This window comes from Pseudomonas sp. NPDC087342, assembly GCF_044744265.1.
In the GTDB taxonomy this organism is placed as follows: domain Bacteria; phylum Pseudomonadota; class Gammaproteobacteria; order Pseudomonadales; family Pseudomonadaceae; genus Aquipseudomonas; species Aquipseudomonas nunensis.
Genome location: NZ_JBIUXZ010000002.1, coordinates 325,237 through 349,490, shown reverse-complemented (window position 1 = coordinate 349,490; position 24,254 = coordinate 325,237). Strand labels below are relative to the sequence as shown.

Genomic DNA, 24,254 nt, shown 5'->3' with positions numbered 1-24,254 from the left:
TCTGTTTATGCGGTCCCGATGTGGGCCTGTGTTTATTACTTCATTTTGTGGATATCCAATGTCATCCAATAAAACTCTCGCTTTGGCACTGTGCTTCGCCATCACCGGTTGCGCGCAAACTCCGCAAAATGACGCCGAGGGCGGTAGCCACTGGTGGCAGTTTGGTTCCTCTTCCGACACCGTCGCCGCCAAAGAACCGGCCCAAGCGCCCGCACCTGTGAAAGCAGCGATCACCGCGCCAGTGGCCAAGGCTGAAAGTAGCAGCCATTGGTACTGGCCGTTCGGTTCCGATGACAGCACCGACAAACCTGTCGCCAAGGCAGACGTCAAACCTGAAGCCAAACCCGAAGCCAAGCCAGCCGACGTTGCCAAGGCTGAAGCCGATGCGGGTGGCAAGTGGTGGTGGCCGTTCGGCGGCAAAGAGCAGAGCACCGCCAAAGCCGTGCCGATGCCCGATCCGAAAGTGACCCAGGCCTGGCTCGACGATTACGAACCGCGCCTGCGTGACGCGATCAAGGACAGCAACCTGCAACTCGAGCGCCGTGAAAACGTGCTGGTGGTCATCGCGCCGGCAGACAGTTCGTTCAACCCGGATCGCCCGGCCATGCTGCTGCCGGTTACCTTGGGCCCGTTCAGCCGCGTTGCGAAAATTCTCGAACTCGATCCAAAAACCGCTGTGCTGGTCCTCGGTCACAGCGACACCTCGGGCGCCGTTCCAGCCAACGTCAAACTCAGCCAGGAACGTGCTCAGGCCGTGGCCGCGATCTTCCGTCTCAGCGGTTTGCAGCGTGATCGCCTGATGCTGCGTGGCATGGGCGGTGAAGCCCCGCGTGCCGCCAACGACAGCAATGAAGGCCGTGCCCTGAATCGTCGCGTGGAATTGCTGGTGACCCCGCAAAACACCATGGTGGCGTTGCTGAGCAAGTACAACATGCCAGCCCCGGCGCCGGTGACCATGGTCGCTGCCCAGGCCGCCAAACCAGTGGTTGCACCTGTAGCGCCTGCACCGGCCGCCAAGAAAGCCGCTGTGCCTGCCGCGAAAAAGGCGCCAGCCAAGAAAGCCGCAGCCAAGGCTCCGGCCAAGAAAGCACCCGCCAAAGCCGCGACCCCGGCGAAAAAAGCTGCACCGGCCAAAGCTGCTGCTGATAAGAAAGTCGTAGCGGCGGATGCTGCGAAGAACTGATCGTTAACCAGAAGGAATGTGCCATGACCCAGGCCCTGGCTGATATGCGTCGCGACTACACCCGTGATGGCCTGACCGAGGCGCAAGCCCCGGCCGAGCCGTTCGCGCTGTTTCATCAGTGGTTCGCCGATGCGGTGAAAACCGAACAGGTGCCGGTCGAGGCGAATGCAATGACCTTGGCCACCGTCGATCTGGACGGTCGGCCCCATTGCCGCATTCTGCTGCTCAAGGGCCTGGATGCTCAGGGTTTTACCTTCTTCACCAACTACGACAGCGCCAAGGGCCAGCATCTGGCGGTGAACCCGTTCGCCGCCATGACGTTCTTCTGGCCGACCCTGGAGCGCCAGGTGCGGATCGAAGGACGCGTAGTCAAGGTTTCGCCTGAAGAGTCCGACGCTTACTTCCAGGTCCGGCCCCTGGGCAGTCGCCTCGGTGCCTGGGCTTCGCCGCAGAGCCGGGTGATTGCTGATCGTGGCGAATTGGAAGAGTTGCTCAAGATTACCGAGCAGCGCTTCAGCGACACGCAGCCACACTGCCCGGAACATTGGGGCGGTTACCGCTTGCTCCCCGAGCGCATCGAGTTCTGGCAAGGCCGTCCGAGCCGCCTGCACGATCGCCTCAACTACCGCTTGCAAGGCGCCGACTGGATTCTTGAACGTCTGGCACCTTAAGCAGTCTACCGACCGGGATAGCCCGCCGCAGCGGCCTCAAGCCACTGCGGCAGGTCCCGACGCTTGATTTTCTGCGCTTGAGCATTCGCCAGTTGCTGGAGCATAAAGGCTTTTTTATGCTCGTCTTTCCCGGCCAACGCTAACGCCAGATCGCGGTCCATCCAGCGTTTGATCCGAACGTACAGCCACCAGTGGAAGTACAAACCGGCTACCGTCGTGACGACAATGATGAAGTAATCCATGGAAATCCTTGGGTCAACGACGCAGTTTTGTGGATTTGACGCTACTGTGTTGTGAGTTCAGAGGCGCCTGTACCGGGCCTGAATGAAACCAATTTTATCCGGGCGATGCCGTGACACGCGTCAAGCTGCGGAGTTTAATGAATACCTGTCCTTTGGAGTTGATGCTATGCGTAAGTCTGTTCTGCTGGTTGCTTCCTTTTCCACGATGGCGATGTTGCTCACCGGCTGCCAGTCCAGCCTGACCGGTGACTCCTACTCCCGTGACGAAGCGCGTCGCGTGCAGACGATTCGTATGGGCACCATCGAATCCCTGCGTCCCGTGAAAATCGAAGGCACCAAGACCCCAATCGGCGGCATCGCCGGTGCAGCAGTCGGCGGCGTTGGCGGCAGCGCCATCGGTGGCGGTCGCGGCAGCATCGTTGCAGCGGTTATTGGTGCTGTTGCGGGTGGCTTGATCGGTTCGGCCACTGAAGAAGGCCTGACGCGTACTCAAGGCGTAGAAATTACCGTGCGTGAAGACGACGGCAGCATGCGCGCCTATGTGCAGCAGGTTCAGGAGAATGAAGTGTTCCGTGTTGGCGAGCGGGTGCGGATTTCCACTGTTGGCGGGACTAGTCGCGTTTCGCACTAAGCGGAAGCGAAGGGTAAAAGAAAACCCCGATCAGGTGACTGGTCGGGGTTTTTTGTGTCTGGGTATCCATTTAGGTTTTATTCAATACCTCTAGGCGTTGGCAAAGTCCCAGGTAATAAACCAAATCGGTTCTGAAAGAGCTGTCGACGATTTGCATAATCGCAACAGCTTGAGTGGGGGATAACTCGTGTTCACCTTCAGGTATATCCCACAGGGTCGACCAGCCCATGGCCTCAAGCACCGTTCTTTCCAAGACTTGCGGTACATCTTTTTCGTACTGTAGTGAATTGTCTGTATCAGGGTCGGGGAAGAATCCAGAGAGTGCGATAAAGATGCTCACCACTCCTTCCTATACCGAAACGATATTTGGTAATCGAAGGTAGCGGGTTCAATTCTGTGAGTAAACAAGGGCTGAAGTTTCGGAACCCAGTCTGCTTTCAAATCGAAACCACCGTCATAAATATTGCCTTCATTCATCAAGCCTAACGCGTCAATTATTGAGCCGTCGTCGGCTAAATCTGCGGAGTATTCTTTCCCTTTCGCAATTTCTGTTTTTTTATCGTACCAATCCAAACTGACTTTCAAGCCCATACAATCCTCACAAGTACTTTTTAATGCTTCGTTTCTTCTTGGGTGGGTCTATTTGTTCGCCTGTCGTGTGATCGAAAGAACCTAGATGACTGCCATCGCTAGCGAGGTATGCCTCTAGTTCACCGTGCAGGGAATCCCACTCGTAAATCGTCCGTCCTTTAGCATCCATCCAACGTGACCGCAGCCCACCGCCCCCTTGTTTGGGTGTTTTCTTTTTAACCTCCTTCAACCCTGAAAAGCCTGTGATCTCTTCTGTTTCAGGTGGTGAGTGATAGTCGTGATCAGGGTTCGGAAGTTTTCTTCCAGAGACGTTAACAACAATGTAAACCGGCTTAACCCCCGACCCCACCGGAAACACAAGAATGAAATCCTTGTATTCAGGCGGGTAAACCGGGTTCACGATGATGCTATCCGCTGCTTCCGTCGGCGGATAAACCCAGATATGCGGTGCTTGCGGTGCAGCTTCCAAAGCAGGAATGCCGAGAATGTCGGAGCCATCCACTGCCGGCGTCCAGATCAGTTCAATGCCATCCCCAAGGTCCGCCACCTGCTGACTGCCGCGTAACTCGAACTGCGCGACATCGACCATTTCCCAATCGCGGTTCTTGCCGGTGTAAAAGGCGTAACCCTTGAGATTGCCGTCAGCCTGTTGCTCGACCCTTAACCGAACACGCGTGCGAGCCTGTTTCAGTGCGCGCAGTTGATCTTCGGTATAGAGCGCGCTATCGCCCAGGCTCGGCGTCCAGAACAACGCGACCAAACCGGCCAATACGGTGGCGCCTGCTGCGCCTATGGATGGCAAGGCAGAAATGGCCGTGGCGCGTAAAGCGATATGTCCGATGCCCAGCGGGAGGGTATTGGCGCTGATCGTTTGCAGATTCAGCAGCCCTGCATCGTCTGCCTCGCGAGCACCGAGCCAGGCGACTTCCCCGTAATCGTTGAGGCTGTCGGTGGGCACCATCCCAGAAGGATTGGCGTAATCGATGATCGCGTCCGGCAACTTGCAGGACTTGGCGAAGACGCAACCCGCGCGAACGATTTCGTCCTTAGAAGAAGTGACTGGAAGAGTGCGTTCGAACGCCGCTTGCCTCGCGAGCATGTCGTCGTAGGCTTGCTGCCGTGCGTCACGCTCGGCCAGCTCGGCGGAGGTCATAAAGCGGTAGGTGACGCGATGTCCGTCACCTGACGGCGGGTTTTTAACCCGGGGAATGTCCTTGTTGCCAGCCACTGATCGTCCTTGAAGTTCGTCCGTCGACAGCCTCGAAAGGAGGCTGCACGACGTTAACGAATGTGGCTAAGCGTGGCTGTAGGACGAGTCTCTGATATCCCTAGGAGTGTTCTCTGTGACTCAGGATTGCAGCGCGGCGCTCTTGCGGCTCGCCGCCGCCGTCACCGCATAACCGATCAACGCCGCCAGAATCGAACCGGTCAAAATCCCCATTCGGTCCATCCCTGCGTATTCACTGGCGCCCGGCACGAACGCCAGGGAACCGACAAACAGGCTCATGGTGAAACCGATGCCGCAGAGGATCGCGACGCCCAGCACTTGGCCCCAATTGGCGCCTTGGGGCAGGGCGGCGATGCCGATCTTTACGGCCAGCCAGGTCAGGCCGAAGACGCCGACGGTTTTGCCCAGCAGCAGGCCGATGGCGATGCCCATCGGTACGTGGTGGGTGAAGCTTTCCAGGGTCACGCCGCTCAGGGACAGGCCAGCGTTGGCGAAGGCGAACAGCGGCAGGATGCCGTAGGCCACCCACGGGTGCAGGGCGTGTTCCAGGGTCATCAGCGGCGAAGGTTCGGCGTTTTTGGTGCGCAGTGGAATGCAGAACGCGAGCGTCACGCCGGCCAGTGTCGCGTGGACACCGCTCTTGAGCACGCACACCCACAGGATCAAACCGATGATCATGTACGGCCCGAGCTTGACCACCCCGAGCCGGTTCATCGCGATCAGCGCGACTATGCAGGCACCGGCCAAGGCCAGGGACAAGGTCGACAGTGTGCCGGAATAGAAAATCGCGATAACGATGATGGCGCCCAGGTCATCAATGATCGCCAGGGTCATCAGGAATAGCTTGAGCGACACCGGCACACGCTTGCCCAGCAGGGCGAGCACGCCGAGGGCGAAGGCGATGTCGGTGGCCATCGGGATCGCCCAACCGCCCAGCGCTGTCGGGTCATCGCGGTTGAGAAACCAGTAGACCAGCGCCGGCACCACCATGCCGCCAATCGCCGCCGCGCCGGGCAGGACGATTTGCGAAGGCTTGGACAACTGGCCATCGAGGACTTCGCGCTTCACTTCCAGGCCGATCAGCAGGAAGAACATGGCCATCAGGCCGTCGTTGATCCACAGCAGCAGGGGTTTGGCGATTTTCAACGCGCCGATCTGGGCCACCACGGGGGTGTCCAGCAGGCCGTTATACAGCCACGACAGCGAAGAATTGTTGATGATTAAAGCCAGGGCTGCAGCGGCGATCAGTAACAGACCGCTGGCAGCTTCCAACTGAAAGAAACGCGTGAAAGTGCTACGCAGAGGCAAGGTCGCTCTCCATCGATGAATTCAAAAGGTGGCACACCCTAACCCGTACCGTTAGTTGTTAAAACAAAAGTTATATTCTTTTTTGTTATATAGCATTGCGACGCGAACGCCAGCGACATCCAACGAGGACTGAGCCTAGCAGTTGCCGGGCGTATTGGACCTCAGCTGTATCTGTGCGTGATGCAGGAATTTTCCTAAGCTTGTGGGCTGAGCCTTGAAACAAGGCCGACTCTTGCCTGATTCAACGAGATCACCACCATGAGCGACAACCGACAGTGGGCCCGCGAAGCCATCCGGATCATCGAAGCCGACTTCCAGCGCAGCGCCGACACCCATCTAATTCCCTTGCCGCTGCCGGGCTTGCCGGGCATCGAGTTGTATTTCAAGGACGAGTCCAGCCATCCCACCGGCAGCCTGAAACATCGATTGGCTCGTTCTTTGTTCCTCTACGCGCTGTGTAACGGTTGGCTCAAGCCCGGTGCGCCAGTGATCGAGGCGTCCAGCGGTTCGACGGCGATTTCCGAAGCGTACTTCGCCCGTTTGCTGGGCTTGCCGTTTATTGCGGTGATGCCGGCGACCACTTCCAAAGAGAAGATCGCGCAGATCGCTTTTTATGGTGGCAAGAGCCATTTGGTGGATGATCCGACCCAGATCTACGCCGAGTCCGAGCGCCTTGCTCGCGAGCACGACGGCCACTTTATCGACCAGTTCACTTTCGCCGAGCGCGCCACTGACTGGCGGGCGAATAACAACATCGCCGAGTCGATTTTCCAGCAGATGCGCTTTGAAAAGCACCCGGAGCCGAGCTGGCTGATCTCCAGCCCCGGCACCGGTGGCACCACCGCGACCCTCGGCCGTTACGTGCGTTATCGCCAGCATTGCACCCGCGTGCTGTGTGCCGATGCCGAGCGCTCGGTGTTTTTCGACTACTACCAGACTGGCGATGCGACGTTGCGTCTGGACTGCGGTTCGCGGATCGAAGGGATTGGCCGGCCGCGGGTGGAAGCGTCGTTTTTGCCCAAGGTGATCGATGCGATGGTCAAGGTGCCGGACGCCTTGTCGCTGGCGGCCATGCATTACCTGGCGCAGCGTTTGGGTCGGCGCGTGGGCGGGTCGAGCGGCACCAACCTGATCGGCGCGTTGATCGCGGCGCAGCAAATGGTTTCGGCGGGGGAGTCGGGGTCGATCGTGGCGATCCTGTGCGACGGCGGCGAACGTTACGCCACCACCTATTACGACCAGGATTGGCTCAAGGGCCAGGGCTATGAATTGAGTGGGCTGATCGATGCCGTGGCGGCCAGTGTCGAACGCGGCGAACCGCTGCCGACGACCGTGCTGCGCGCAAACATCTAAAACCGCCCCTGTAGGAGCGAGGCTTGCCCGCGAAGAACGATAACGCGGTCTTTCAGGAAGACCGCGTCAACTTCTTCGCGGGCAAGCCTCGCTCCTACAAGAGATTTGTGTGATGGCGCGAATCGCAGGCACACCCCAGAAACCAATGTGGGAGCGAGCCTGCTCGCGAAAGCGGTAGATCAGCCAACATTTCTGTTGAGTGTTAATCCGCTTTCGCGAGCAGGCTCGCTCCCACAGGGGATTGGTGTTATGCCTCAAGGCCGAGGATATCGCGAGCCACGGCTTCGGCAATCCGAATCCCATCGACACCCGCCGACAAGATCCCGCCCGCATAACCCGCGCCTTCACCGGCCGGGAACAAGCCTTTCACGTTCAAACTCTGCATCGACTCGTTGCGGGTAATCCGCAACGGCGAGGAGGTGCGCGTCTCGATCCCGGTCAACACCGCATCGTGCAGCGAGTAGCCGCGAATCTGCTTCTCGAACGCCGGCAAGGCTTCGCGTATCGCTTCGATGGCGAACGCCGGCAGAGCCAGCGCCAGATCACCCAGGGCAACCCCCGGTTTGTAGGACGGCTCGACGCTACCCAACTCGGTGGACGGCTTGCCGGCGATAAAGTCGCCGACCAGTTGCGCCGGGGCTTCGTAGTTGCTGCCGCCGAGCACAAAGGCGTGGGATTCCAGGCGTTCCTGCAATTCGATGCCGGCCAGCGGACCGCCCGGGTAATCGACTTCCGGGGTAATGCCGACGACGATCCCGGAGTTGGCGTTGCGCTCGTTACGCGAGTACTGGCTCATGCCGTTGGTGACCACACGGCCCGGCTCTGAAGTCGCCGCCACTACGGTGCCGCCCGGGCACATGCAGAAGCTGTAGACCGAACGACCGTTCTTCGCGTGGTGCACCAGTTTATAGTCGGCCGCCCCGAGTTTCGGGTGGCCGGCGTATTTGCCCAGGCGCGCGCGGTCGATCAGCGACTGCGGGTGTTCGATGCGGAAACCCACCGAGAACGGCTTGGCTTCCATGAACACGCCACGGCCGTGGAGCATGCGGAAGGTGTCTCGGGCGCTGTGGCCGAGGGCCAGAATCACGTGCTTCGAATGGATCTGTTCGCCGCCATTGAGCTCGACGCCGACCAGTTGGCCGTCTTCGATCAACACGTCGGTGACGCGCTGCTGGAAGCGCACTTCGCCGCCCAGTGCACGGATCTGCTCACGCATGTTTTCCACGACGCCGGTCAGACGGAACGTACCGATGTGCGGCTTGCTGACGTAGAGAATTTCTTCCGGCGCGCCGGCCTTCACGAACTCATGCAGGACTTTGCGGCCGATGAATTTCGGGTCCTTGATCTGGCTGTAGAGCTTGCCGTCGGAGAATGTCCCCGCGCCACCTTCACCGAACTGCACGTTGGATTCGGGGTTGAGCACGCTTTTACGCCACAGGCCCCAGGTGTCCTTGGTGCGCTGGCGCACTTCGGTGCCACGTTCGAGGATGATCGGCTTGAAACCCATTTGTGCGAGCAGCAGCCCGGCGAAGATCCCGCACGGGCCGAAACCGACCACGATCGGGCGTTGCTGCAGATCGGCCGGCGCCTGGCCGACCACTTTGTAGCTGACATCCGGCGCCACGTTGACGTTACGGTCATCGGCGAACTTGTGCAGCAACGCGGCCTCATCCTTGGCGGTGAGGTCGATGGTGTAGATGAAGCACAGTTCGGAGGACTTCTTGCGCGCATCGTAGCTGCGCTTGAACAAGGTGAAATCGAGCAGGTCATCACTGGCGATGCCCAGGCGCTGCACGATGGCAGGGCGCAGGTCTTCTTCGGGATGGTCGATCGGCAACTTGAGTTCGGTGATTCGTAACATGACAGGATCCGGTTCGCGGGGCGCACAACTGCGCCAAGGCGTTTGAAGGCGGCGATTATAAGCCCCAAACGCCGGTCCCGTGAGGCAAAAACGATCAGTCGTTACGCGAGCCGCCGAAATACCCGCAGCCGCGCTGCACCTGACCGTCGATCCGCAGTTCGGCGCTCATGTGCTGGATGCTGCCAGTGCTGCTGTCGACGCAACGATTCGGCGCGACCCACAATTCGATGTGCTTGCCGTTGGCTTCGCTGCTGAGATTGAAACGGCCGTCGCCCAATTGTTCTTCAACGTAGGGCACCGCCAGCGGTGGCTCGCCGGCACGGTCGATGGCCATGCCTTTGCCGCTGACCTTGACGTTCCACTCCGGCCCATGGCCGGCAGCCCGCAGGATCAACAGTTTGAAATTGGGATCGTCGCACGCCGTGCCCGAGCGCTCGACGCGGTACAACTGTTCCAGATCAAGGCTGCTCCCATTGATCCGGCCACGCACGTCGGCGAACAACTTGCCCTGATCATCGGCCAGGCTCGCGGCCTCTTGCAGCACGCTGGTGCCGCCGGTGTCGTTGACCACCAGGCTGCGCTGTTCATTGCATGGCTGGAACATCAGCTTGCCGTCCGCCGCCGTCAACTGACCCTGCATGCGGGTCTGGCCGACATGGGAGGCGCTCTGCCGCGGACCATCGAACAACTGGCATGCGGCGAACAACGGAAGCAGGGCAACGAGGACAAGGGAACGGGCAACACGCATCTTTGGTTCTCCAGACAAGTGCCGCCACGTTACGCAGCCTGACCGCTCATCACAACCCCAGACGATTCCCAATCTCCTGTAGGAGCGAAGCTTGCTCGCGAAGGCGGTGTGTCCGCCAACATCCCTAGTGAATGTTCAGCCTCTTTCGCGAGCAAGCTTCGCTCCTACAGGGATCGCGTCGGGTTTAACCGACGTGGAAAGTCTGACCGGTCTGCAAGCCTTCGACACTTTTGGCGTAGGCCAACGCCACATCCGCCGCAGGAACCGGCTTATAACCCCGGAAATACGGTGCATAGCTGCCCATGGCTTCCAGCAACACAGTCGGGCTGATCGAGTTCACCCGCAGGCCACGGGGCAATTCAATGGCGGCGGCGCGGACGAAGCTGTCCAGCGCGCCGTTAACCAATGCTGCTGAAGCACCGCTGCGAATCGGGTCGTGGCTGAGCACGCCGGTAGTAAACGTGAACGAGGCACCGTCATTGGCGAATTCGCGGCCGATCAGCAGCAGGTTGACCTGGCCCATCAACTTGTCTTTCAGGCCCAGGGCGAAGCTGTCGGCGGTCATTTCGTCCAGCGGGGCGAAGGTCACGTTGCCGGCGGCGCAGACCAGTGCATCGAACTTGCCGGTTTTTTCGAACAGGGTGCGGATCGAGGCGCTGTCGCTGATATCCACGTGTAAATCACCGCTGTTGCGGCCAATGCGGATGACTTCGTGGCGTTGCGACAACTCTTTGTCGACCGCCGAACCGATGGTGCCGCCTGCGCCTATCAAAAGAATTTTCATCGTGCTGTTCCTCGAAGTGGTTGAACGAGGCATCAGTCTAGAGTGGTTTTTTCTGTGGATAAGCGCACTAATAGGCAACCTTTGGTTTTCAAATGGAAACAATCCATGAGCGAAATGGATGACCTGGCGGCGTTCGCGGTGTTGATCGAAGCCGGGAGTTTTACCCTGGCGGCCCAGCAATTGGGGTGCAGCAAGGGCCAACTCTCCAAGCGCATCAGTCTTCTGGAGATGCGGTTCTCCGTGGTCCTGCTGCAACGCACCACTCGCCGCTTGAGTCTCACGGCAGCGGGTGCAGCGTTGCTGCCGCAAGCCCAGGCGCTTGTAGTCCAAGTGGAACGAGCGCGTCAGGCATTGGCGCGATTGAAGGACGACGTGGCCGGCCCGGTGCGTATGACCGTTCCTGTGTCGCTAGGGGAAACCTTCTTCGATGGTTTGTTGCTGGAGTTCTCCAGTAAATACCCCGAAGTGCAGATCGAGCTGGACCTGAGCAACAACTATCGAGATCTGTCCCGTGACGGTTTTGACCTGGCGGTTCGCTCCGAAGTCGGCAACGACGAACGCCTGGTGGCCCGACCGCTGCTGGCCTGGCACGAAATGACCTGCGCCAGTCCGGCTTACCTTGAGCAATACGGTGAACCGCTGACGCCTCAGTCGTTGGCTGAACACCGCTGCCTGCTCAACAGTCATTACAGCGGGCGAGAAGAATGGCTTTATCACCAGCAGCACGAATTGCTGCGGGTTCGCGTCTCGGGACCGTTCGCCAGCAACCATTACAGCCTGCTGAAGAAAGCGGCACTGGCCGGCGCCGGCATCGCGCGGTTGCCGTCATACCTGCTGCAAGCGGAATTGGCTGACGGCCGATTGCGCTGGCTCCTGCGCGATTATCAGACCCGTCGCATGCCGATGTACCTGGTGCATCCCTATCAGGGCGGGTTGCCGAAGCGCACCCAAGTTCTGGCGGATTATTTGATTGGCTGGTTCAAACGCAGTGGTGAAGCCCTCGACCGACTCCAGCGCTAACGTCCGGTCCTGCACAGATCCTGTGGGAGCGGGCTTGCTCGCGAAAGCGGTGGGTCAGCCAACATCTCTTTTGAATATGAAATTGCCTTCGCGAGCAAGCCCTCTCCCACGGGGATTTGCGAACATCCTTGATGGAAGTGTTTGGAATAACCAGCAGTTGCTCATCGTGATTAGTTATCGATACCTGTTATTTCTGACAGTAGAAAATTGCCCGCACCTTCAATAAATTCAGATCAGGTGGTTACGATCAGGGGTGCGAAAAATGGCCGACATAGAAAAAAGGGTTAAAAAAGTAATAGCTGAACAACTGGGAGTGTCTGAGGCCGAGGTAAAAAACCAGGCCGCTTTTGTTACTGATCTGGGAGCAGATTCCCTGGATGGCGTTGAAATAGTCATGGGTCTGGAGGAAGAGTTTGAATTGGAGATTTCGGACGAAGACGTCGAAAGGATTGGAACTGTTCAAGCAGCGATAGACTATTTGGAACGCCGTGTCTGGTCGTAGTGCCATAGGTTTCACCGCACAAAAAAAACGGCCCGAAGGCCGTTTTTTGTTTACCGCAAAACCTCAACCACCCAGATACGCTTCGCGCACTTTCGGATCGGTCAGCAGCGCTTCGCCAGTGCCTTGCATCACTACGCGGCCGTTCTCGAGAACGTACGCGCGGTCAGCAATTTTCAGCGCCTGGTTGGCGTTCTGTTCTACCAGGAACACCGTCACACCGTCCTTGCGCAGTTGTTCGATGATGTCGAAGATCTGCTGGATGATGATCGGCGCCAGACCCAGTGAAGGCTCGTCGAGCAGCAGCAACTTGGGCTTGCTCATCAGCGCACGGCCGATGGCGAGCATTTGTTGTTCGCCGCCGGACATGGTGCCGCCGCGTTGGGCAAAACGCTCTTTCAGGCGTGGGAAAAGTCCGAGGACCTTGTCCATCTGTTCCTGATAGTCGCCCTTGTCGGTGAAGAAGCCGCCCATGGCGAGGTTTTCTTCCACGGTCAGACGGGCAAACACCCGACGACCTTCCGGCACCACGGCGATGCTCTTGCGCATGATCTGCGCCGAGGATTGCCCCACGAGTTCTTCACCCATGTACTTGATGCTGCCGCTGTGGGCCTGCGGCGAACCGCACAGCGTCATCAGCAGGGTGGATTTGCCCGCGCCGTTGGCACCGATCAGGGTGACGATTTCGCCTTGGCGGATCTCCACGTTGACGCTGTGCAGGGCCTGGATCTTGCCGTAGAAGGTGGAAACGTTTTCGAATTGCAGCATTTACGCTTCCCCCAGGTAGGCTTTGATCACTTCAGGATTGTCGCGGATCTGTTCCGGCGTGCCGTCCGCCAGGGGCGTGCCCTGGTTGATCACGACGATGTGGTCGGAAATGCTCATGACCAGTTTCATGTCGTGTTCGATCAGCAGCACGGTCACGTTGTGCTCTTCGCGGAGCACGCTGATCAGCGCCTTGAGGTCTTCGGTTTCCTTCGGGTTCAGGCCGGCGGCCGGTTCGTCGAGCATGAGGATCCGCGGGCGGGTCATCATGCAGCGGGCGATTTCCAGGCGACGTTGCTGACCGTAGGCGAGGGTGCCGGCCGGACGGTTGGCGAAGGCCGTGAGGTTGACCTTGTCCAGCCAGTACTCGGCGAATTCCATGGCTTCGCGCTCGCTTTTGCGAAACGACGGAGTCTTGAACAGACCGGCCAGGAAGTTGGTGTTCAAGTGACGGTGCTGGGCGATCAAGAGGTTCTCGACCGCGGTCATGTCCTTGAACAGCCGCACGTTCTGGAAGGTGCGCACCACGCCTTTGCGGGCGATCTCGTGGCCGGGCAGGCCTTCAATCGCCTGGCCATCAAGCAGGATGCTGCCGCCGCTCGGCTTGTAGAAACCGGTCAGGCAGTTGAACACGGTGGTCTTGCCGGCGCCGTTAGGGCCGATCAGCGCCACAACCTGTTTTTCGTGCACGGTCAGGGCCACGCCGTTGACCGCCAGCAAGCCGCCGAAGCGCATGCTCAGATTTTCGACTTTAAGGATCTCGCGGCTCATTTGCGCAGCTCCATGTGAGGACGTTGCATGGGCAGCAGACCCTGAGGACGCCAGATCATCATCAGCACCATCAAGGCGCCGAACATCAACATGCGGTATTCACTGAACTCACGCATCATTTCCGGCAACAGAATCATCACCACGGCCGCGAGAATCACGCCCAACTGCGAGCCCATGCCACCCAATACCACGATGGCGAGAATGATCGCCGACTCGATGAAGGTGAAAGACTCCGGTGTCACCAGGCCTTGGCGGGCGGCGAAGAAGCTACCGGCAAAACCGGCGAAGCTCGCGCCCAGGGTGAAGGCCGACAGCTTGATCACGGTCGGATTGAGACCCAGCGCACGGCAGGCAATTTCGTCTTCACGCAGCGCTTCCCACGCACGACCGATCGGCATCCGCAGCAAGCGGTTGATGACGAACAGCGCACCGAGGGCCAGCAACAGGGCAACCAGGTACAGGAAAATCACCTTGTTGATCGAGTTGTATTCCAGGCCGAAGTATTCGTGGAACGTCTGCATCCCTTCAGCGGCTTTACGCTCGAAGGTCAGGCCGAAGAACGTCGGCTTTTCGATGTTGCTGATGCCGTTCGGGCCGCCGGTGATGTCGGTCAGGTTACGCAGGAACAGACGGATGATTTCACCGAAGCCCAGGGTCACGATCGCCAGGTAGTCACCGCGCAAGCGCAGGACCGGGAAGCCGAGCAGGAAGCCGAACGTGGCGGACATCAGGCCGGCAATCGGCAGGCAGACCCAGAAACTCCAGCCCAGATAATGCGACAACAGCGCATAGCTGTAGGCGCCGACGGCGTAGAAACCGACGTAACCAAGGTCGAGCAGGCCCGCCAGACCGACCACAATGTTCAGGCCCAGGCCCAGCATCACGTAGATCAGGATCAGGGTCGCGATGTCCACCGCGCCGCGCGAGCCGAAGAACGGCCACACCAGGGCGCCGATGATCAACGCGATGATGATCCAGCGTTGGGTCGTCGGCAGGGTCAGGAAGTTGCTTGCCTTCGCGGGAATCAACGGCATGCTTGGCGAGGATTTCCAGGCCTTGCTGATCGGGTCATTGAACATGACGCGCAGGAACATAAGGACCGAGCAGATCGCGATGATCGCCAGGGTCATGTTGCTGGTGCCGTGAACTTCCAGGTTGATGCCGACGATGGTCAGTTTCAGGCCGAGTACCGGGTACGCAACCGCCCAGACCAGCAGCGCGCTGAAGAGCGCTTGCTTAAGATTCTTAGTCATACCTTCTCAACCTCCGGACGGCCCAGAATGCCGGTCGGCCGGAACAACAGCACCAGAACCAACAAGCCGAAAGCCACGACGTCCTTGTATTGGTCGCCGAAAATGTCGGCACCAAAGGCTTCCGCCACCCCAAGCACCAACCCGCCGAGCATGGCGCCGGGGATGCTGCCGATACCGCCCAGTACTGCGGCGGTGAAGGCCTTGAGGCCAACGAGGAAACCGGCGTTCGGGTTGATCACGCCGTATTGCATGCTCAGCAGCACGGCCGCGATGGCCGCCAGCGCAGCACCGATGACGAAGGTCAGGGCGATGATGTTGTTGGTATTGATCCCCAACAGGTTGGCCATCTTGATGTCTTCGGCACAGGCGCGGCAGGCGCGACCCAGGCGGGAGCGGGAGATGAACAGCGTCAGGCCGAGCATGGCGATCAGGGTCACCACGAACACGACGATTTGCATGTAGGAAATCAGCACTTCATGTGCGCCACCTGGCCCGAAGGAGAGATTGCCGGGGATCAGGTTGGGGATGGATTTGTCCTTGGAGTCTTGCGCCAGCAGAACGGTGTTCTGCAGGAAGATCGACATGCCGATGGCTGAAATCAGCGGGATCAGACGGTTGCTGCCGCGCAAGGGGCGATAGGCAATCCGTTCAATGCTGTAGCCGTAGGCACTGCAGACGACGATGCTCGCGATAAAACCGGCGGTCATCAAGAGCGGGACACTGTCGAGTCCCATCATGGCCAGGCCCGCGATGGCGATGAACGCCACGTAGGAACCGATCATGTACACCTCGCCGTGGGCGAAGTTGATCATTCCAATGATGCCGTAAACCATCGTATAGCCGATGGCGATCAAGGCATACGTGCTGCCAACGGTCAGACCGTTAACCAGCTGCTGGAAGAAGTGATAGATGTCAGGCATTACTGCGCTCCTAAAAACCTGATACGCATTTCACTGGTGGAGTCATTTTCCCGCTCGAGCCCCGTGGATCTGCATCCACTTCGAATTCGAGGTTTGCCAGCGAACCGCTGATGACGGTTTTGAGATTTTCAGGTGGGGAGACTGGCGGATCACGCCAGCGCGGCCCAATACGTTCGTAAAACAAAGCCCACGGCACGCCGTGGGCTTTATTGGCAGTCAGTCAGGCAACGCCTTACTGAGGCGAAACTTCAGTTTTAGGTTTGCCGAAGTGCCACTCGTAAACCACGAATCTGAAGTCTTTCAAGTCGCCCTTGGCGTCGAAGCTCAGGTCGCCAGTCGGGGTCTTGAAGGTGCCAGCGTGGATAGCAGCAGCCACTTTGGCAGTGTCTTCGCTCTTGGCGGCAGTGATACCACCGGCGATGACTTCAACAGCCGAGTAGGCCGGGAACACGAACGGACCGCTCGGATCTTCTTTCTTGGCTTTGAACGCATCAGCCAGGGCGATGTTGGCCGGATCCTGGTCGAAAGATTTCGGCAGGGTTACCAGCAGACCTTCGGAAGCGTCTTTGGCGATCTGCGAAATGGAGTCGTTACCCACGCCTTCCGGACCCATGAACTTGGCTTTCAGGCCTTTTTCCTGTGCTTGACGCAGGATCAGACCCAGCTCCGGGTGGTAGCCGCCGTAGTAGACGAAGTCGACGTTGGCTTGCTTGAGCTTGGAGATCATCGAGGAGAAGTCTTTGTCGCCAGCGTTGATACCTTCGAATACGGCAACTTTTACGTTTTTGCCTTCGAGGGTTTTCTTGACGGCGGTGGCGATGCCTTCACCGTATTGCTGTTTGTCGTGCAACACAGCAACGATTTTCGGTTTGACGTGATCGGCAATGTAGTTACCGGCGGCAGGGCCCTGGGCGCTGTCGAGGCCGATAGTACGGAAGATCATTTTGTAACCACGGGCGGTGATGTCCGGGCTGGTGGCAGCCGGGGTGATCATGATCACGCCTTCGTCTTCGTAGATGTCCGAAGCGGGTTGGGTGGAGCTGGAGCACAGGTGACCGACCACGAACTTGACGCCGTCGTTGACGACTTTGTTCGCTACAGCAACCGCTTGTTTCGGATCGCAGGCATCGTCGTATTCAACGGCTTCGAGTTTCTTGCCGTCGACGCCGCCCTTGGCGTTGATTTGTTCGATGGCCATTTTGGCGCCACTGAACTGCATGTCGCCGTATTGGGCTACAGGACCGGTCTTAGGGCCGGCGATGCCGATCTTGATGGTGTCAGCTGCGAACGAATGGCTGGCAACCCCGGCCAGAACCATAGCGGCAAACAGTTTGGAAATCTGCTTAGTAGCCTTAGTCATAGTGCTCCACTCTTACTGTTGTAGTTTTTATAGTCCTGGCGCCGTAGCAGCAGAACCGGGTCAGATATCTTGGATATCCTCCGGAAAATGCCCCCGGCAACTGTACCGGTACAGTGTAGAGCGCCGATTGTCAGCCTGGGAAGCTGGCGCCGAGGGGCAAAACCAAAGGGTGTCGCTTTTTTGAAAGAAAAATACAGAATTGCGGCGGGTTGTTAGCTGGCTAATCGCTTGATTCAGCAGCATTCCTTGGCTTTCCTGCGCTTTTCATTCGGTGACTCAATTGCATCCGGGTTTTTCTGCCAGACCACCGACGTTATCATTCACGCCGATTTCTTTTCCGGACAGGACCCATGACTCAAGAACCTAGCACCCTCTATGCCAAGCTGCTTGGTGAGACCGCATCTATTACCTGGAAGGAACTGGAACCGTTCTTCGCCAAGGGTGCCCTATTGTGGGTCGACCCGAGCCTGGATTTGATCGCCGCCGCCGAAGCCGTGGCCACGGACGAAGGCGAGAAAGTGGCTGCCTGGCTGGCCGCCGACACCCTCGCCAAGCTCTCTGAAACGCGGGCGCTGGATCTTTTCGAACGTGATCCCGAGTTGTGGGCGGTGGTGGTTTCGCCGTGGATTCTGATCCAGGAAAGGGCGACGAGCTGACGAGCGGCACTAAAATGGTGCGCGGCTTGATCGGCTAAAAGTGTGTAGCCGAGTAGCGTGATGGCATGTTGCCGTAGAGAAAGGCCACAGAAGGGTCTTGAAGAGGGTGACGTGCACGTAACGGGAACAGTTTTGTGAGCAGCCTGCGGGCTGCTTAATTGTTTCTGGATGTTGGGATTTGTGGTGGGTTTGAGGACGCCATCGCGAGCAAGCTCGCTCCCACAGGGATCGCATTCTTTCTGAAGGAACATGATCCCCTGTGGGAGCGAGCTTGCTCGCGATTGGGGCGACTCGGTCTAGGCCTGGATTAGAAAGTCTTGCCAGTATGGTTATTAAGGGAAATAACCTTGGTCTTGCCAATCCGATGACGATAAATCTCACGCAAGTACTTGATCGCTTTCTTCACGCAATCCCGTGACAAACGGATGTCGTTGATCGACACGAACTTGTCCTTGTCGTTGATCAGCTCGCGGTATTTCTTCTCGTACATCGGCTTGATCGCGTACCAGTTGGTGTCGAGGATCTTCGCCGGATTTTCGAATTCGTTGAGCAAGTCGTCGATCAGGTCTTCGTCGAAGTCTTCATGGATGATGAAGTCGAGGATCGAGTTGTCCAGGGTCTCGTCGAAGCGGTACGGATTCTTCGCGAAGCAGCGCTTGATGAACGCCACGATCAGCGTCAGGAAATCGTCCGACAGGCACGGGCTCTTGGCGATCAAGGTGGTCAGCGACAGGTTGGCCGAGGCGCCGATCACCAGCGCATAACGCTTGAGCGTGGTGTTGGGGAACAGGCTGTTGAGGTGGGTCTTCAAGCGGTTCAGGTCCATGTAGGACAGCTTGTAGTCTTTCGGCAACGACACGATCGACACCACCGACGAACAGTTCTTGAAGAAGTGCAGGTCGTGCAACGCGGCCGCGTCATAGCCGGAATTCTTGTACTGCTCCAGCGAGGCGCGATAGCGCTTGGACTCGATCGGCAACAGGCTGATGCCTTCGATCGCCTGGGTGACTTTGTTGAAATGCGGCAAGTCGATGGAGCGGAAGAACAGGTCATCGATGTTCAGGCGTTGCGGCTCTTTATCAAACACCTTGAACTTGTCGCTGCTCGGCGCCGGGGTTTCCGGCACCACGGACTCGGCGTAGGCAATCGCCACCGGGCCGGCCAGACTCATGAACAGGTCGTTGGCATCCAGGCGAATGGTTTCGCCGATGTCGATGCCGGCGCGTCGGAAATAGTTCTGGTCGTAGTCAGTCGTAACCGCCTGCGCCGTCAGAATGTTGAAGATCTGCTGCGAGATGTATTGGTTGGCGTGTTTTTCCATCGCATTGACATCAATGTTCTGGATGTTGCCGTCATCGCTTTCTTCGGCGTAACGCATGATGTCGTTGGAGATCAGCATCATCGCGTTCCATGGGCGGATACGACCCATGACGCTGGCTTCACTGCTGTCTTCATTGTCGAAGTTGTACGAAAAGTCCCATTCCTCCGACAGGTATTTGCACAGCAGGCGACCGGCGTTGATGTGCAGCGCCTCGGACATTTCGCTACGGTGGTCGGAAATGTTCGGCAGCACGCAAATGCCGCTGGTGAAGATCGGCTCGAAGACAAAGGCGTGGCCGCTTTTGCTGTCGTGCTCGTCCATCGGCTTGGTGTCGAACGTCTTGTTCATGTACGAGTGCTGCTGGGCAAGGCCGAACTCCGAGGCCATGCCCGAACCGGTGCCGCCGCCAGCGCTGAAAATCGAGAAATACAGGCGCGACTGGTTGGCCTTGATCCCGCAGCTGTCGATCAGGTACGAGTGAATCATCTTCCAGTCCGGGCTGGAGAAACGCTGGGTGTCCTTGTTCAGGATGATCTTGGCCAGGTACTGACCGAGGATCGGCGCGTTACCCGCACCACCGGCGTGGACTTCCGACAAGTCCATGATTTTCATTTTGCTGTAGTCGCGCAGGAAACCGCTTTTTTCGCCCTTGCGCGAGAAACGGATGCGACCGGCGATGTCTTTGTCCAGGTCGCCGAGCATTACCAGCGGCTCGACCAGGAACACCGGTTTGGTGGCCTTGTTCGGCCCCAGACGCAGGTTGTTTCGAATCCACTGCGCCGGGCTGTAGCCTTTTTCGGCGTAGCGTTTGTCCGGCGACAGGCGATCTTCGTTGTTGAATTCGTTGAGGTAGAACTTGCGCGCGTTGTACACCAGTTCGGCGACATCCAGCGCGATGTTCGAACCGCAGCGGCCCAGGCCGATCAGGCACACCGAGGGGAATTCCTGCTCGTTGTGCTGTTCGCTGTCGCCTTCCAGATGCGGTGGGCGCGGGAACACCATGTCGCGCAGGCCGTCGAGGTTGTCGAGGATGCGGTCGGTATTGGTTTCGGTGAAATACAGGTACTGCTGGGTCGCCAGCGGGCGCGACGGGACCAATGGCTTCGACGCTGAAGGGCTGTTGGCCGCTGGGCTCAACGTCAAATCGGATACCGCAGTGGCTGGATTATTTTTAGAAGTCATGGTGCGCCATGTGCCTGGACGGGTTGGTTCAACGACAAGCTGTCATCGAACTTCACGGAATGGGTTCTCGCGTCTTTTTGCGCGCGTAAATGTCCCGAGCGATTGGGCTTGCCCGTTCGTCGCTCAGGGGAGTCCCTTCCTGATTTATGATGGATCGGCCAGTATTCGACGATCTTTAATCAAAAGGAGGCAAAATGATGGCCGCTTTACCTTCCCTCGGATTCGCCGGAATTGGCTTGATGGGCCTGCCGATGTGCCAGCGCCTGTTGGCTGCGGGCTATCCGCTGACGGTGTGGAACCGTAATCCGGCCAAGTGCGCGCCCTTGGTCGAAGCGGGAGCGCGGCAGGTCGCGACGCCCGCCGAACTGTGTCAGCACGCGGACGTGGTGATGCTGTGTCTGGCGGAGACGGCGGTGGTGCGCGAGGTGGTGTTTGGTCCGGCAGGTGTCGCCGAGGGTGGGAAAAGTGGCCAGTTGCTGGTGGATTTTTCCAGCCTGGAGCCCACCGCCACGCGGGAAATGGCCACGGCACTCGCCAGCCAATCCGGCATGGCCTGGCTGGATGCGCCGGTGTCGGGCGGGGTGGTCGGTGCCGAGGCGGGCAGCCTGGCGATCATGGTCGGTGGCGAAGCGGCAGACCTTGAGCGTGTGCGGCCGGTGTTGCTGAGTCTGGGGCAGCGGGTCACTCATATGGGCGCCGTTGGCGCTGGCCAGGTGACCAAGGCCTGCAATCAAATGATCGTCGCCTGCAATGCCTTGGTGATCGCTGAAGTGGTGGCGCTGGCCGAACGTTCAGGCGTCGATGCCAGCCTGATCGCCGAAGCGCTGGCCGGCGGTTTCGCCGACTCCAAACCGTTACAGATCCTCGCCCCGCAAATGGCCGAGAGCCGCTTCGAACCCGTGAAATGGCATGTGCGCACGCTGCTCAAGGATCTGGACACCGCAGTAAAATTCTCTCGCGAACAGGGCTCGGCCACGCCGATCAGCGGATTGGCCGCACAATTGATGCGCCTGCATGGGGGCCAGGGCTTTTTGGAAAAGGATCCGTCAACGTTAGTCCGGTTATACCGCGAGCCAGACTCAACGGACTGACCGTGTGCGCGTGTTTGCGCTGGTTGATTTCGTTCAGCACCGGGCGTAGTTCCTCCAGCGGCACCGGGCGGCTGAGCAGATAACCCTGGACGAAATCGCAGCCGTGGCGTTCGAGAAACTCGTATTGCTCCAGGGTTTCGACGCCTTCGGTGACCACCTGCAAATGCAGGGTATGCGCCATGACGATAATGGCCTGCACGATCTCCATGTCCGCAGTGGCCTTGGGGATGTCCTGGATAAACGAGCGATCAATCTTCAGCGTGTTCAGCGGCAGGCGCTTGAGGTAGGCCAGGGATGAATAACCGGTGCCGAAATCATCGATCGACAGCGACACGCCGAGGGCACGGATCTGCCGCAGCAGCACCAGCGTGTTGGCGATGTTGCCCATCAGCGCATTTTCCGTGACTTCCAGTTCCAGGCGTTCGGGCGCAACGCCCGTGACGCGCAGGACTTCTTCGATTTCATCGGCCAGTTCTTCCCGAGCCAGGTTCAGCGGCGAACAGTTCACTGCGATTTTCAGCGCCTCACAGCCATTACGCGACAACTCGCCCAAGTCTTCGCAGGCTTTACACAGCACCCAATTGTCCAGTTCGGCGATCAGCCCGTTGGCCTCGGCGATGGCGATGAAACGGTCCGGCGTGAGCAAACCATGAATCGGGTGTTGCCAGCGAACCAGCGCTTCAAGCTTGGTGACCTGGCCGCTTTTCAGCTCATAGATCGGTTGGTAGTACAGCTTCAGTCCGATGTCTTCGCGCAAGGCGTGGCGCAATTCTTCTTCCAGTTGCAGTTCCATCGTGGCCCGGGTGCGCAGGTTCGCACTGAAGAAATGCAGGCTGTTGCGACCGCTGCCCTTGGACTGATACAGCGCCAGGTCGGCGTTTTTCAGCAGCTCTTCGCAAGTCTTGCCGTCCTCGGGGAACAGGCTGATGCCGATGCTGGTGGTCATCACCATGCGCCGACCCGACAGCTCGATGGGCTCTTTCATTTTGAACATGATGCGCTGGGCCATGTGCCGGGCTTCTTCGCGATCGTGCAGGCCGATGAGGATGCAGAACTCGTCGCCACCGAAACGCGCGACCACATCGTCGTGACTGCGCACCGCGCCTTTGATATGGGCCGCCAGCACCTTGAGCAACTCGTCGCCGGCATCGTGGCCCAGGCTGTCGTTGATGCGTTTGAAGTGGTCGATGTCGAGGAACATCACCGCCAGCATGCCGCCTTCGTTGGTTTTCTCGATCAGTTTCTCGGCGAATATCTGATTGAAGCCACGACGGTTGATCAGGTTGGTCAGGGCGTCGTAGTGCGCCACCTGTTGCAGCGACATGCGCGCCTGGTCCAGTTGACTGAGCAGGGTGTTGACCCGGCGCAGGTCGTGTTCCTTGTTTTGCAGTTTCTTGTCGGCCAGTGCTGCGCTGATGCAACTGCCGATGATCAACAGCGTCATGACCGCGACCGTCAGCCCCAATTGCAGGTGGTTATTTTCGCTGGGCAGGATCGGCAAGCTGCCAATCGGCAGCACCAGGGTGAGCGCCGCCATGCCGGTGAAATGCATGCTGACGATGCCGGCCCCGAGCACCAGGCTGGCGGTCAATTTGCGCATTTGATGAAACAGCCCGGTGCCATTGCGCAGGTGGCTGGAAATCAACAGGGCGGCTAGGCTGGCGCCAATCGCGATGACAATGGAGAGGGTGAACAGGGTGGGGTCGTAGTAGGCCGTCGCAATCGAATGCATGGCGGCCATGCCCACATAGTGCATGGTCGCGATGCCCAGGCCGATCCAGATGGCGGCGCGCAGGTATTGCCAGAACGTCACATGAGGATGGCTGAGGGTGTGCATCGCCAGAAAAGAGGCCGTCAGGGCGAATACCAGCGAAAGCAGGGTGACGGGCAATTGGTAGTGAATTTCGACCGGTGCCTGGAACGCCAGCATGCTGATGAAATGCATGGCCCAGATACCGCCCGCCAGGCACCCGGCGCCGACCCAGCGCCATAGTCGCTGAGTACCGGCCTTTTCCACATGGCCGACCCGTTCGGTCATGTCCAGCGTGGCAAAGCCAGCCGCACACGCCACCACATAGGCCAGCAGCACCAAAAAAGGGTTGTGGGTGCAGTTGAGTACGACCTGTCCGCCTTCCGGCAGCTCGGTAAGGAACTGCAAACCAAGCCACTCCATAGCACGCCCCGTCTCTGAGTCATCCTGGCCGGTGCCCTGAGCACCGGCGAATGCTTTGGAGTATAGAGGTCATGTACAGAGCGCAAGCCGTGATGGCACGGTGACGCCAATGATTTCGGTATGGGGCTAATAGCGATTGGCGCTAAGCCTCAAGCGCTCTGCTCATAAGGTATTTCGAACTCAGGTTGCAGCGCTGGCAGCCCGAATGCGGCGCGCGCCGCATCGCAATCCACGTTCGCCTCGCCATTGGCCCAGGAGGCGTCGAACTCCCGGCAAGTGCTGGAGCGCTGATCATAAATCGAGCACTGCACCTGGCTGCCGACTTCGCCCACCAACCCGATGCAGCGCGTGGGTTTGCAGTCTGTGCCGAGCATGGCGACCCGGCTGGGGCTGATCGGCGCGACCAGCTCGTCGGGCACCGTTCCCCCCGCCGAGGTGCATTCACCCCAGAAAAAAGACACGCGAAAATGAGAACAGCAGGCACCGCAATTCAGACACGGACTGGCTTCGGACATGGGCGATAGTCAAAGAGGGATGGGGGCAACGGTGGGGCAGAACAGGTCGCTATTCTAGGCTTCGCTTTGGACTTGGGAAGGGGGGCGCGGAGGTATATTTTTCACATGTTTCGTCAGCGCGTGGCTTG

24 protein-coding genes are annotated in these 24,254 nt (G+C 58.8%); 8 read left to right on the top strand and 16 right to left on the bottom strand.

The features are described from left to right. Positions 1-58 precede the first annotated feature (58 nt). Positions 59-1,183 (top strand): OmpA family protein, encoded by a 1,125-nt coding sequence (locus ACIOYV_RS09520; RefSeq protein WP_401323150.1) that lies wholly within the window; start codon positions 59-61, stop codon positions 1,181-1,183. Positions 1,184-1,206: 23 nt separating this feature from the next. Further along, positions 1,207-1,854: a pyridoxamine 5'-phosphate oxidase gene (gene pdxH / locus ACIOYV_RS09515; RefSeq protein ID WP_054046956.1), complete on the top strand. Its 648-nt coding sequence runs from the start codon at positions 1,207-1,209 to the stop codon at positions 1,852-1,854. 5 nt (positions 1,855-1,859) lie between these two features. Here pdxH and ACIOYV_RS09510 read toward each other — a convergent pair whose 3' ends face one another. Further along, the gene (locus ACIOYV_RS09510) at positions 1,860-2,096 is read right to left on the bottom strand and encodes a hypothetical protein (protein WP_163908840.1); all 237 of its coding nucleotides are present in this window, start codon (positions 2,094-2,096) and stop codon (positions 1,860-1,862) included. 166 nt (positions 2,097-2,262) lie between these two features. On the opposite strand from ACIOYV_RS09510, the gene ACIOYV_RS09505 reads away from it, so the two are divergent. Then, a complete protein-coding gene (locus tag ACIOYV_RS09505) occupies positions 2,263-2,727 on the top strand; it encodes a glycine zipper 2TM domain-containing protein (RefSeq protein WP_213937447.1) in 465 nt (154 codons plus the stop codon). 70 nt (positions 2,728-2,797) lie between these two features. On the opposite strand, the gene ACIOYV_RS09500 is transcribed toward ACIOYV_RS09505, so the two are convergent. The 4 genes from ACIOYV_RS09500 to nhaA all read right to left on the bottom strand — a co-directional run bounded on the left by ACIOYV_RS09500 (position 2,798) and on the right by nhaA (position 5,854). Further along, the gene (locus ACIOYV_RS09500) at positions 2,798-3,067 is read right to left on the bottom strand and encodes a pyocin S6 family toxin immunity protein (RefSeq protein ID WP_401323145.1); all 270 of its coding nucleotides are present in this window, start codon (positions 3,065-3,067) and stop codon (positions 2,798-2,800) included. After that, positions 3,064-3,318: a colicin E3-like toxin immunity protein gene (locus ACIOYV_RS09495; RefSeq protein ID WP_401323142.1), complete on the bottom strand. Its 255-nt coding sequence runs from the start codon at positions 3,316-3,318 to the stop codon at positions 3,064-3,066. Before ACIOYV_RS09495 ends, ACIOYV_RS09500 begins: the two co-directional genes overlap by 4 nt. A gap of 7 nt (positions 3,319-3,325) precedes the next feature. Beyond that, a complete protein-coding gene (locus ACIOYV_RS09490; protein WP_401323140.1) occupies positions 3,326-4,546 on the bottom strand; it encodes a colicin E3/pyocin S6 family cytotoxin in 1,221 nt (406 codons plus the stop codon). A gap of 120 nt (positions 4,547-4,666) precedes the next feature. After that, positions 4,667-5,854, bottom strand: a complete 1,188-nt coding sequence (gene nhaA / locus ACIOYV_RS09485; protein WP_163908844.1) for a Na+/H+ antiporter NhaA — start codon at positions 5,852-5,854, stop codon at positions 4,667-4,669. Positions 5,855-6,112: 258 nt separating this feature from the next. Between nhaA and ACIOYV_RS09480 the strand changes: the two genes are divergently transcribed. Further along, positions 6,113-7,207, top strand: coding sequence for a PLP-dependent cysteine synthase family protein (locus tag ACIOYV_RS09480; protein WP_401323137.1), 1,095 nt, complete (start codon positions 6,113-6,115; stop codon positions 7,205-7,207). 247 nt (positions 7,208-7,454) lie between these two features. On the opposite strand, the gene ACIOYV_RS09475 is transcribed toward ACIOYV_RS09480, so the two are convergent. The 3 genes from ACIOYV_RS09475 to ACIOYV_RS09465 form a co-directional block, all read right to left on the bottom strand. Continuing rightward, complete coding sequence (locus tag ACIOYV_RS09475; RefSeq protein WP_054046940.1) at positions 7,455-9,068, bottom strand: NAD(P)/FAD-dependent oxidoreductase; 1,614 nt, start codon at positions 9,066-9,068, stop codon at positions 7,455-7,457. A gap of 94 nt (positions 9,069-9,162) precedes the next feature. Next, a complete protein-coding gene (locus tag ACIOYV_RS09470) occupies positions 9,163-9,816 on the bottom strand; it encodes a COG3650 family protein (protein ID WP_054046938.1) in 654 nt (217 codons plus the stop codon). A gap of 184 nt (positions 9,817-10,000) precedes the next feature. Then, on the bottom strand, positions 10,001-10,600 hold the full coding sequence (locus ACIOYV_RS09465; RefSeq protein ID WP_401323134.1) for a short chain dehydrogenase: 600 nt from the start codon (positions 10,598-10,600) through the stop codon (positions 10,001-10,003). 105 nt (positions 10,601-10,705) lie between these two features. Here ACIOYV_RS09465 and ACIOYV_RS09460 point away from each other — a divergent pair, with 105 nt between their 5' ends. Next, positions 10,706-11,620 carry a LysR family transcriptional regulator gene (locus ACIOYV_RS09460; RefSeq protein ID WP_401323131.1) on the top strand — a complete coding sequence of 305 codons (915 nt, stop codon included), beginning with the start codon at positions 10,706-10,708 and terminating at the stop codon, positions 11,618-11,620. 262 nt (positions 11,621-11,882) lie between these two features. Then, positions 11,883-12,122, top strand: a complete 240-nt coding sequence (gene acpP / locus ACIOYV_RS09455) for an acyl carrier protein (protein WP_401323129.1) — start codon at positions 11,883-11,885, stop codon at positions 12,120-12,122. 63 nt (positions 12,123-12,185) lie between these two features. Here acpP and ACIOYV_RS09450 read toward each other — a convergent pair whose 3' ends face one another. From ACIOYV_RS09450 to ACIOYV_RS09430, 5 genes are all read right to left on the bottom strand, one after another. Further along, entirely contained in the window at positions 12,186-12,887 is a 702-nt protein-coding gene (locus tag ACIOYV_RS09450) for an ABC transporter ATP-binding protein (protein WP_054046931.1), read from the bottom strand. Beyond that, positions 12,888-13,655 carry a high-affinity branched-chain amino acid ABC transporter ATP-binding protein LivG gene (gene livG / locus ACIOYV_RS09445; RefSeq protein ID WP_054046929.1) on the bottom strand — a complete coding sequence of 256 codons (768 nt, stop codon included), beginning with the start codon at positions 13,653-13,655 and terminating at the stop codon, positions 12,888-12,890. After that, entirely contained in the window at positions 13,652-14,908 is a 1,257-nt protein-coding gene (locus ACIOYV_RS09440) for a high-affinity branched-chain amino acid ABC transporter permease LivM (protein ID WP_163908848.1), read from the bottom strand. The genes livG and ACIOYV_RS09440 overlap by 4 nt, the downstream gene beginning before the upstream one ends. Then, complete coding sequence (gene livH, locus ACIOYV_RS09435; protein WP_054046925.1) at positions 14,905-15,828, bottom strand: high-affinity branched-chain amino acid ABC transporter permease LivH; 924 nt, start codon at positions 15,826-15,828, stop codon at positions 14,905-14,907. The genes ACIOYV_RS09440 and livH overlap by 4 nt, the downstream gene beginning before the upstream one ends. A gap of 232 nt (positions 15,829-16,060) precedes the next feature. Continuing rightward, the gene (locus ACIOYV_RS09430; protein ID WP_401323124.1) at positions 16,061-17,188 is read right to left on the bottom strand and encodes a branched-chain amino acid ABC transporter substrate-binding protein; all 1,128 of its coding nucleotides are present in this window, start codon (positions 17,186-17,188) and stop codon (positions 16,061-16,063) included. A gap of 350 nt (positions 17,189-17,538) precedes the next feature. On the opposite strand from ACIOYV_RS09430, the gene ACIOYV_RS09425 reads away from it, so the two are divergent. Then, on the top strand, positions 17,539-17,844 hold the full coding sequence (locus ACIOYV_RS09425; protein ID WP_133837346.1) for a DUF2288 domain-containing protein: 306 nt from the start codon (positions 17,539-17,541) through the stop codon (positions 17,842-17,844). A gap of 307 nt (positions 17,845-18,151) precedes the next feature. On the opposite strand, the gene ACIOYV_RS09420 is transcribed toward ACIOYV_RS09425, so the two are convergent. Continuing rightward, complete coding sequence (locus ACIOYV_RS09420; RefSeq protein ID WP_401323122.1) at positions 18,152-20,347, bottom strand: hypothetical protein; 2,196 nt, start codon at positions 20,345-20,347, stop codon at positions 18,152-18,154. Between the two features lie 194 nt (positions 20,348-20,541). Here ACIOYV_RS09420 and ACIOYV_RS09415 point away from each other — a divergent pair, with 194 nt between their 5' ends. Then, entirely contained in the window at positions 20,542-21,438 is an 897-nt protein-coding gene (locus tag ACIOYV_RS09415) for an NAD(P)-dependent oxidoreductase (protein WP_401323120.1), read from the top strand. Here ACIOYV_RS09415 and ACIOYV_RS09410 read toward each other — a convergent pair. Continuing rightward, positions 21,329-23,611 carry a putative bifunctional diguanylate cyclase/phosphodiesterase gene (locus tag ACIOYV_RS09410; protein WP_401323117.1) on the bottom strand — a complete coding sequence of 761 codons (2,283 nt, stop codon included), beginning with the start codon at positions 23,609-23,611 and terminating at the stop codon, positions 21,329-21,331. The genes ACIOYV_RS09415 and ACIOYV_RS09410 overlap by 110 nt on opposite strands. 149 nt (positions 23,612-23,760) lie before the next feature. Continuing rightward, positions 23,761-24,126, bottom strand: a complete 366-nt coding sequence (locus ACIOYV_RS09405; RefSeq protein WP_054046910.1) for a YkgJ family cysteine cluster protein — start codon at positions 24,124-24,126, stop codon at positions 23,761-23,763. Positions 24,127-24,254: the final 128 nt, after the last annotated feature.

Excerpts from the sequence above, each read along its gene's own strand:
- ACIOYV_RS09520 (WP_401323150.1), top strand. The coding sequence starts at position 59 with ATGTCATCCAATAAAACTCTCGCTTTGGCACTGTGCTTCGCCATCACC.
- pdxH (WP_054046956.1), top strand. The coding sequence starts at position 1,207 with ATGACCCAGGCCCTGGCTGATATGCGTCGCGACTACACCCGTGATGGC.
- ACIOYV_RS09510 (WP_163908840.1), bottom strand. The coding sequence starts at position 2,096 with ATGGATTACTTCATCATTGTCGTCACGACGGTAGCCGGTTTGTACTTC.
- ACIOYV_RS09505 (WP_213937447.1), top strand. The coding sequence starts at position 2,263 with ATGCGTAAGTCTGTTCTGCTGGTTGCTTCCTTTTCCACGATGGCGATG.
- ACIOYV_RS09495 (WP_401323142.1), bottom strand. The coding sequence starts at position 3,318 with ATGGGCTTGAAAGTCAGTTTGGATTGGTACGATAAAAAAACAGAAATT.
- ACIOYV_RS09480 (WP_401323137.1), top strand. The coding sequence starts at position 6,113 with ATGAGCGACAACCGACAGTGGGCCCGCGAAGCCATCCGGATCATCGAA.
- ACIOYV_RS09475 (WP_054046940.1), bottom strand. The coding sequence starts at position 9,068 with ATGTTACGAATCACCGAACTCAAGTTGCCGATCGACCATCCCGAAGAA.
- ACIOYV_RS09470 (WP_054046938.1), bottom strand. The coding sequence starts at position 9,816 with ATGCGTGTTGCCCGTTCCCTTGTCCTCGTTGCCCTGCTTCCGTTGTTC.
- ACIOYV_RS09465 (WP_401323134.1), bottom strand. The coding sequence starts at position 10,600 with ATGAAAATTCTTTTGATAGGCGCAGGCGGCACCATCGGTTCGGCGGTC.
- ACIOYV_RS09460 (WP_401323131.1), top strand. The coding sequence starts at position 10,706 with ATGAGCGAAATGGATGACCTGGCGGCGTTCGCGGTGTTGATCGAAGCC.
- acpP (WP_401323129.1), top strand. The coding sequence starts at position 11,883 with ATGGCCGACATAGAAAAAAGGGTTAAAAAAGTAATAGCTGAACAACTG.
- ACIOYV_RS09450 (WP_054046931.1), bottom strand. The coding sequence starts at position 12,887 with ATGCTGCAATTCGAAAACGTTTCCACCTTCTACGGCAAGATCCAGGCC.
- livG (WP_054046929.1), bottom strand. The coding sequence starts at position 13,655 with ATGAGCCGCGAGATCCTTAAAGTCGAAAATCTGAGCATGCGCTTCGGC.
- ACIOYV_RS09440 (WP_163908848.1), bottom strand. The coding sequence starts at position 14,908 with ATGACTAAGAATCTTAAGCAAGCGCTCTTCAGCGCGCTGCTGGTCTGG.
- livH (WP_054046925.1), bottom strand. The coding sequence starts at position 15,828 with ATGCCTGACATCTATCACTTCTTCCAGCAGCTGGTTAACGGTCTGACC.
- ACIOYV_RS09430 (WP_401323124.1), bottom strand. The coding sequence starts at position 17,188 with ATGACTAAGGCTACTAAGCAGATTTCCAAACTGTTTGCCGCTATGGTT.
- ACIOYV_RS09425 (WP_133837346.1), top strand. The coding sequence starts at position 17,539 with ATGACTCAAGAACCTAGCACCCTCTATGCCAAGCTGCTTGGTGAGACC.
- ACIOYV_RS09420 (WP_401323122.1), bottom strand. The coding sequence starts at position 20,347 with ATGACTTCTAAAAATAATCCAGCCACTGCGGTATCCGATTTGACGTTG.
- ACIOYV_RS09415 (WP_401323120.1), top strand. The coding sequence starts at position 20,542 with ATGATGGCCGCTTTACCTTCCCTCGGATTCGCCGGAATTGGCTTGATG.
- ACIOYV_RS09410 (WP_401323117.1), bottom strand. The coding sequence starts at position 23,611 with ATGGAGTGGCTTGGTTTGCAGTTCCTTACCGAGCTGCCGGAAGGCGGA.
- ACIOYV_RS09405 (WP_054046910.1), bottom strand. The coding sequence starts at position 24,126 with ATGTCCGAAGCCAGTCCGTGTCTGAATTGCGGTGCCTGCTGTTCTCAT.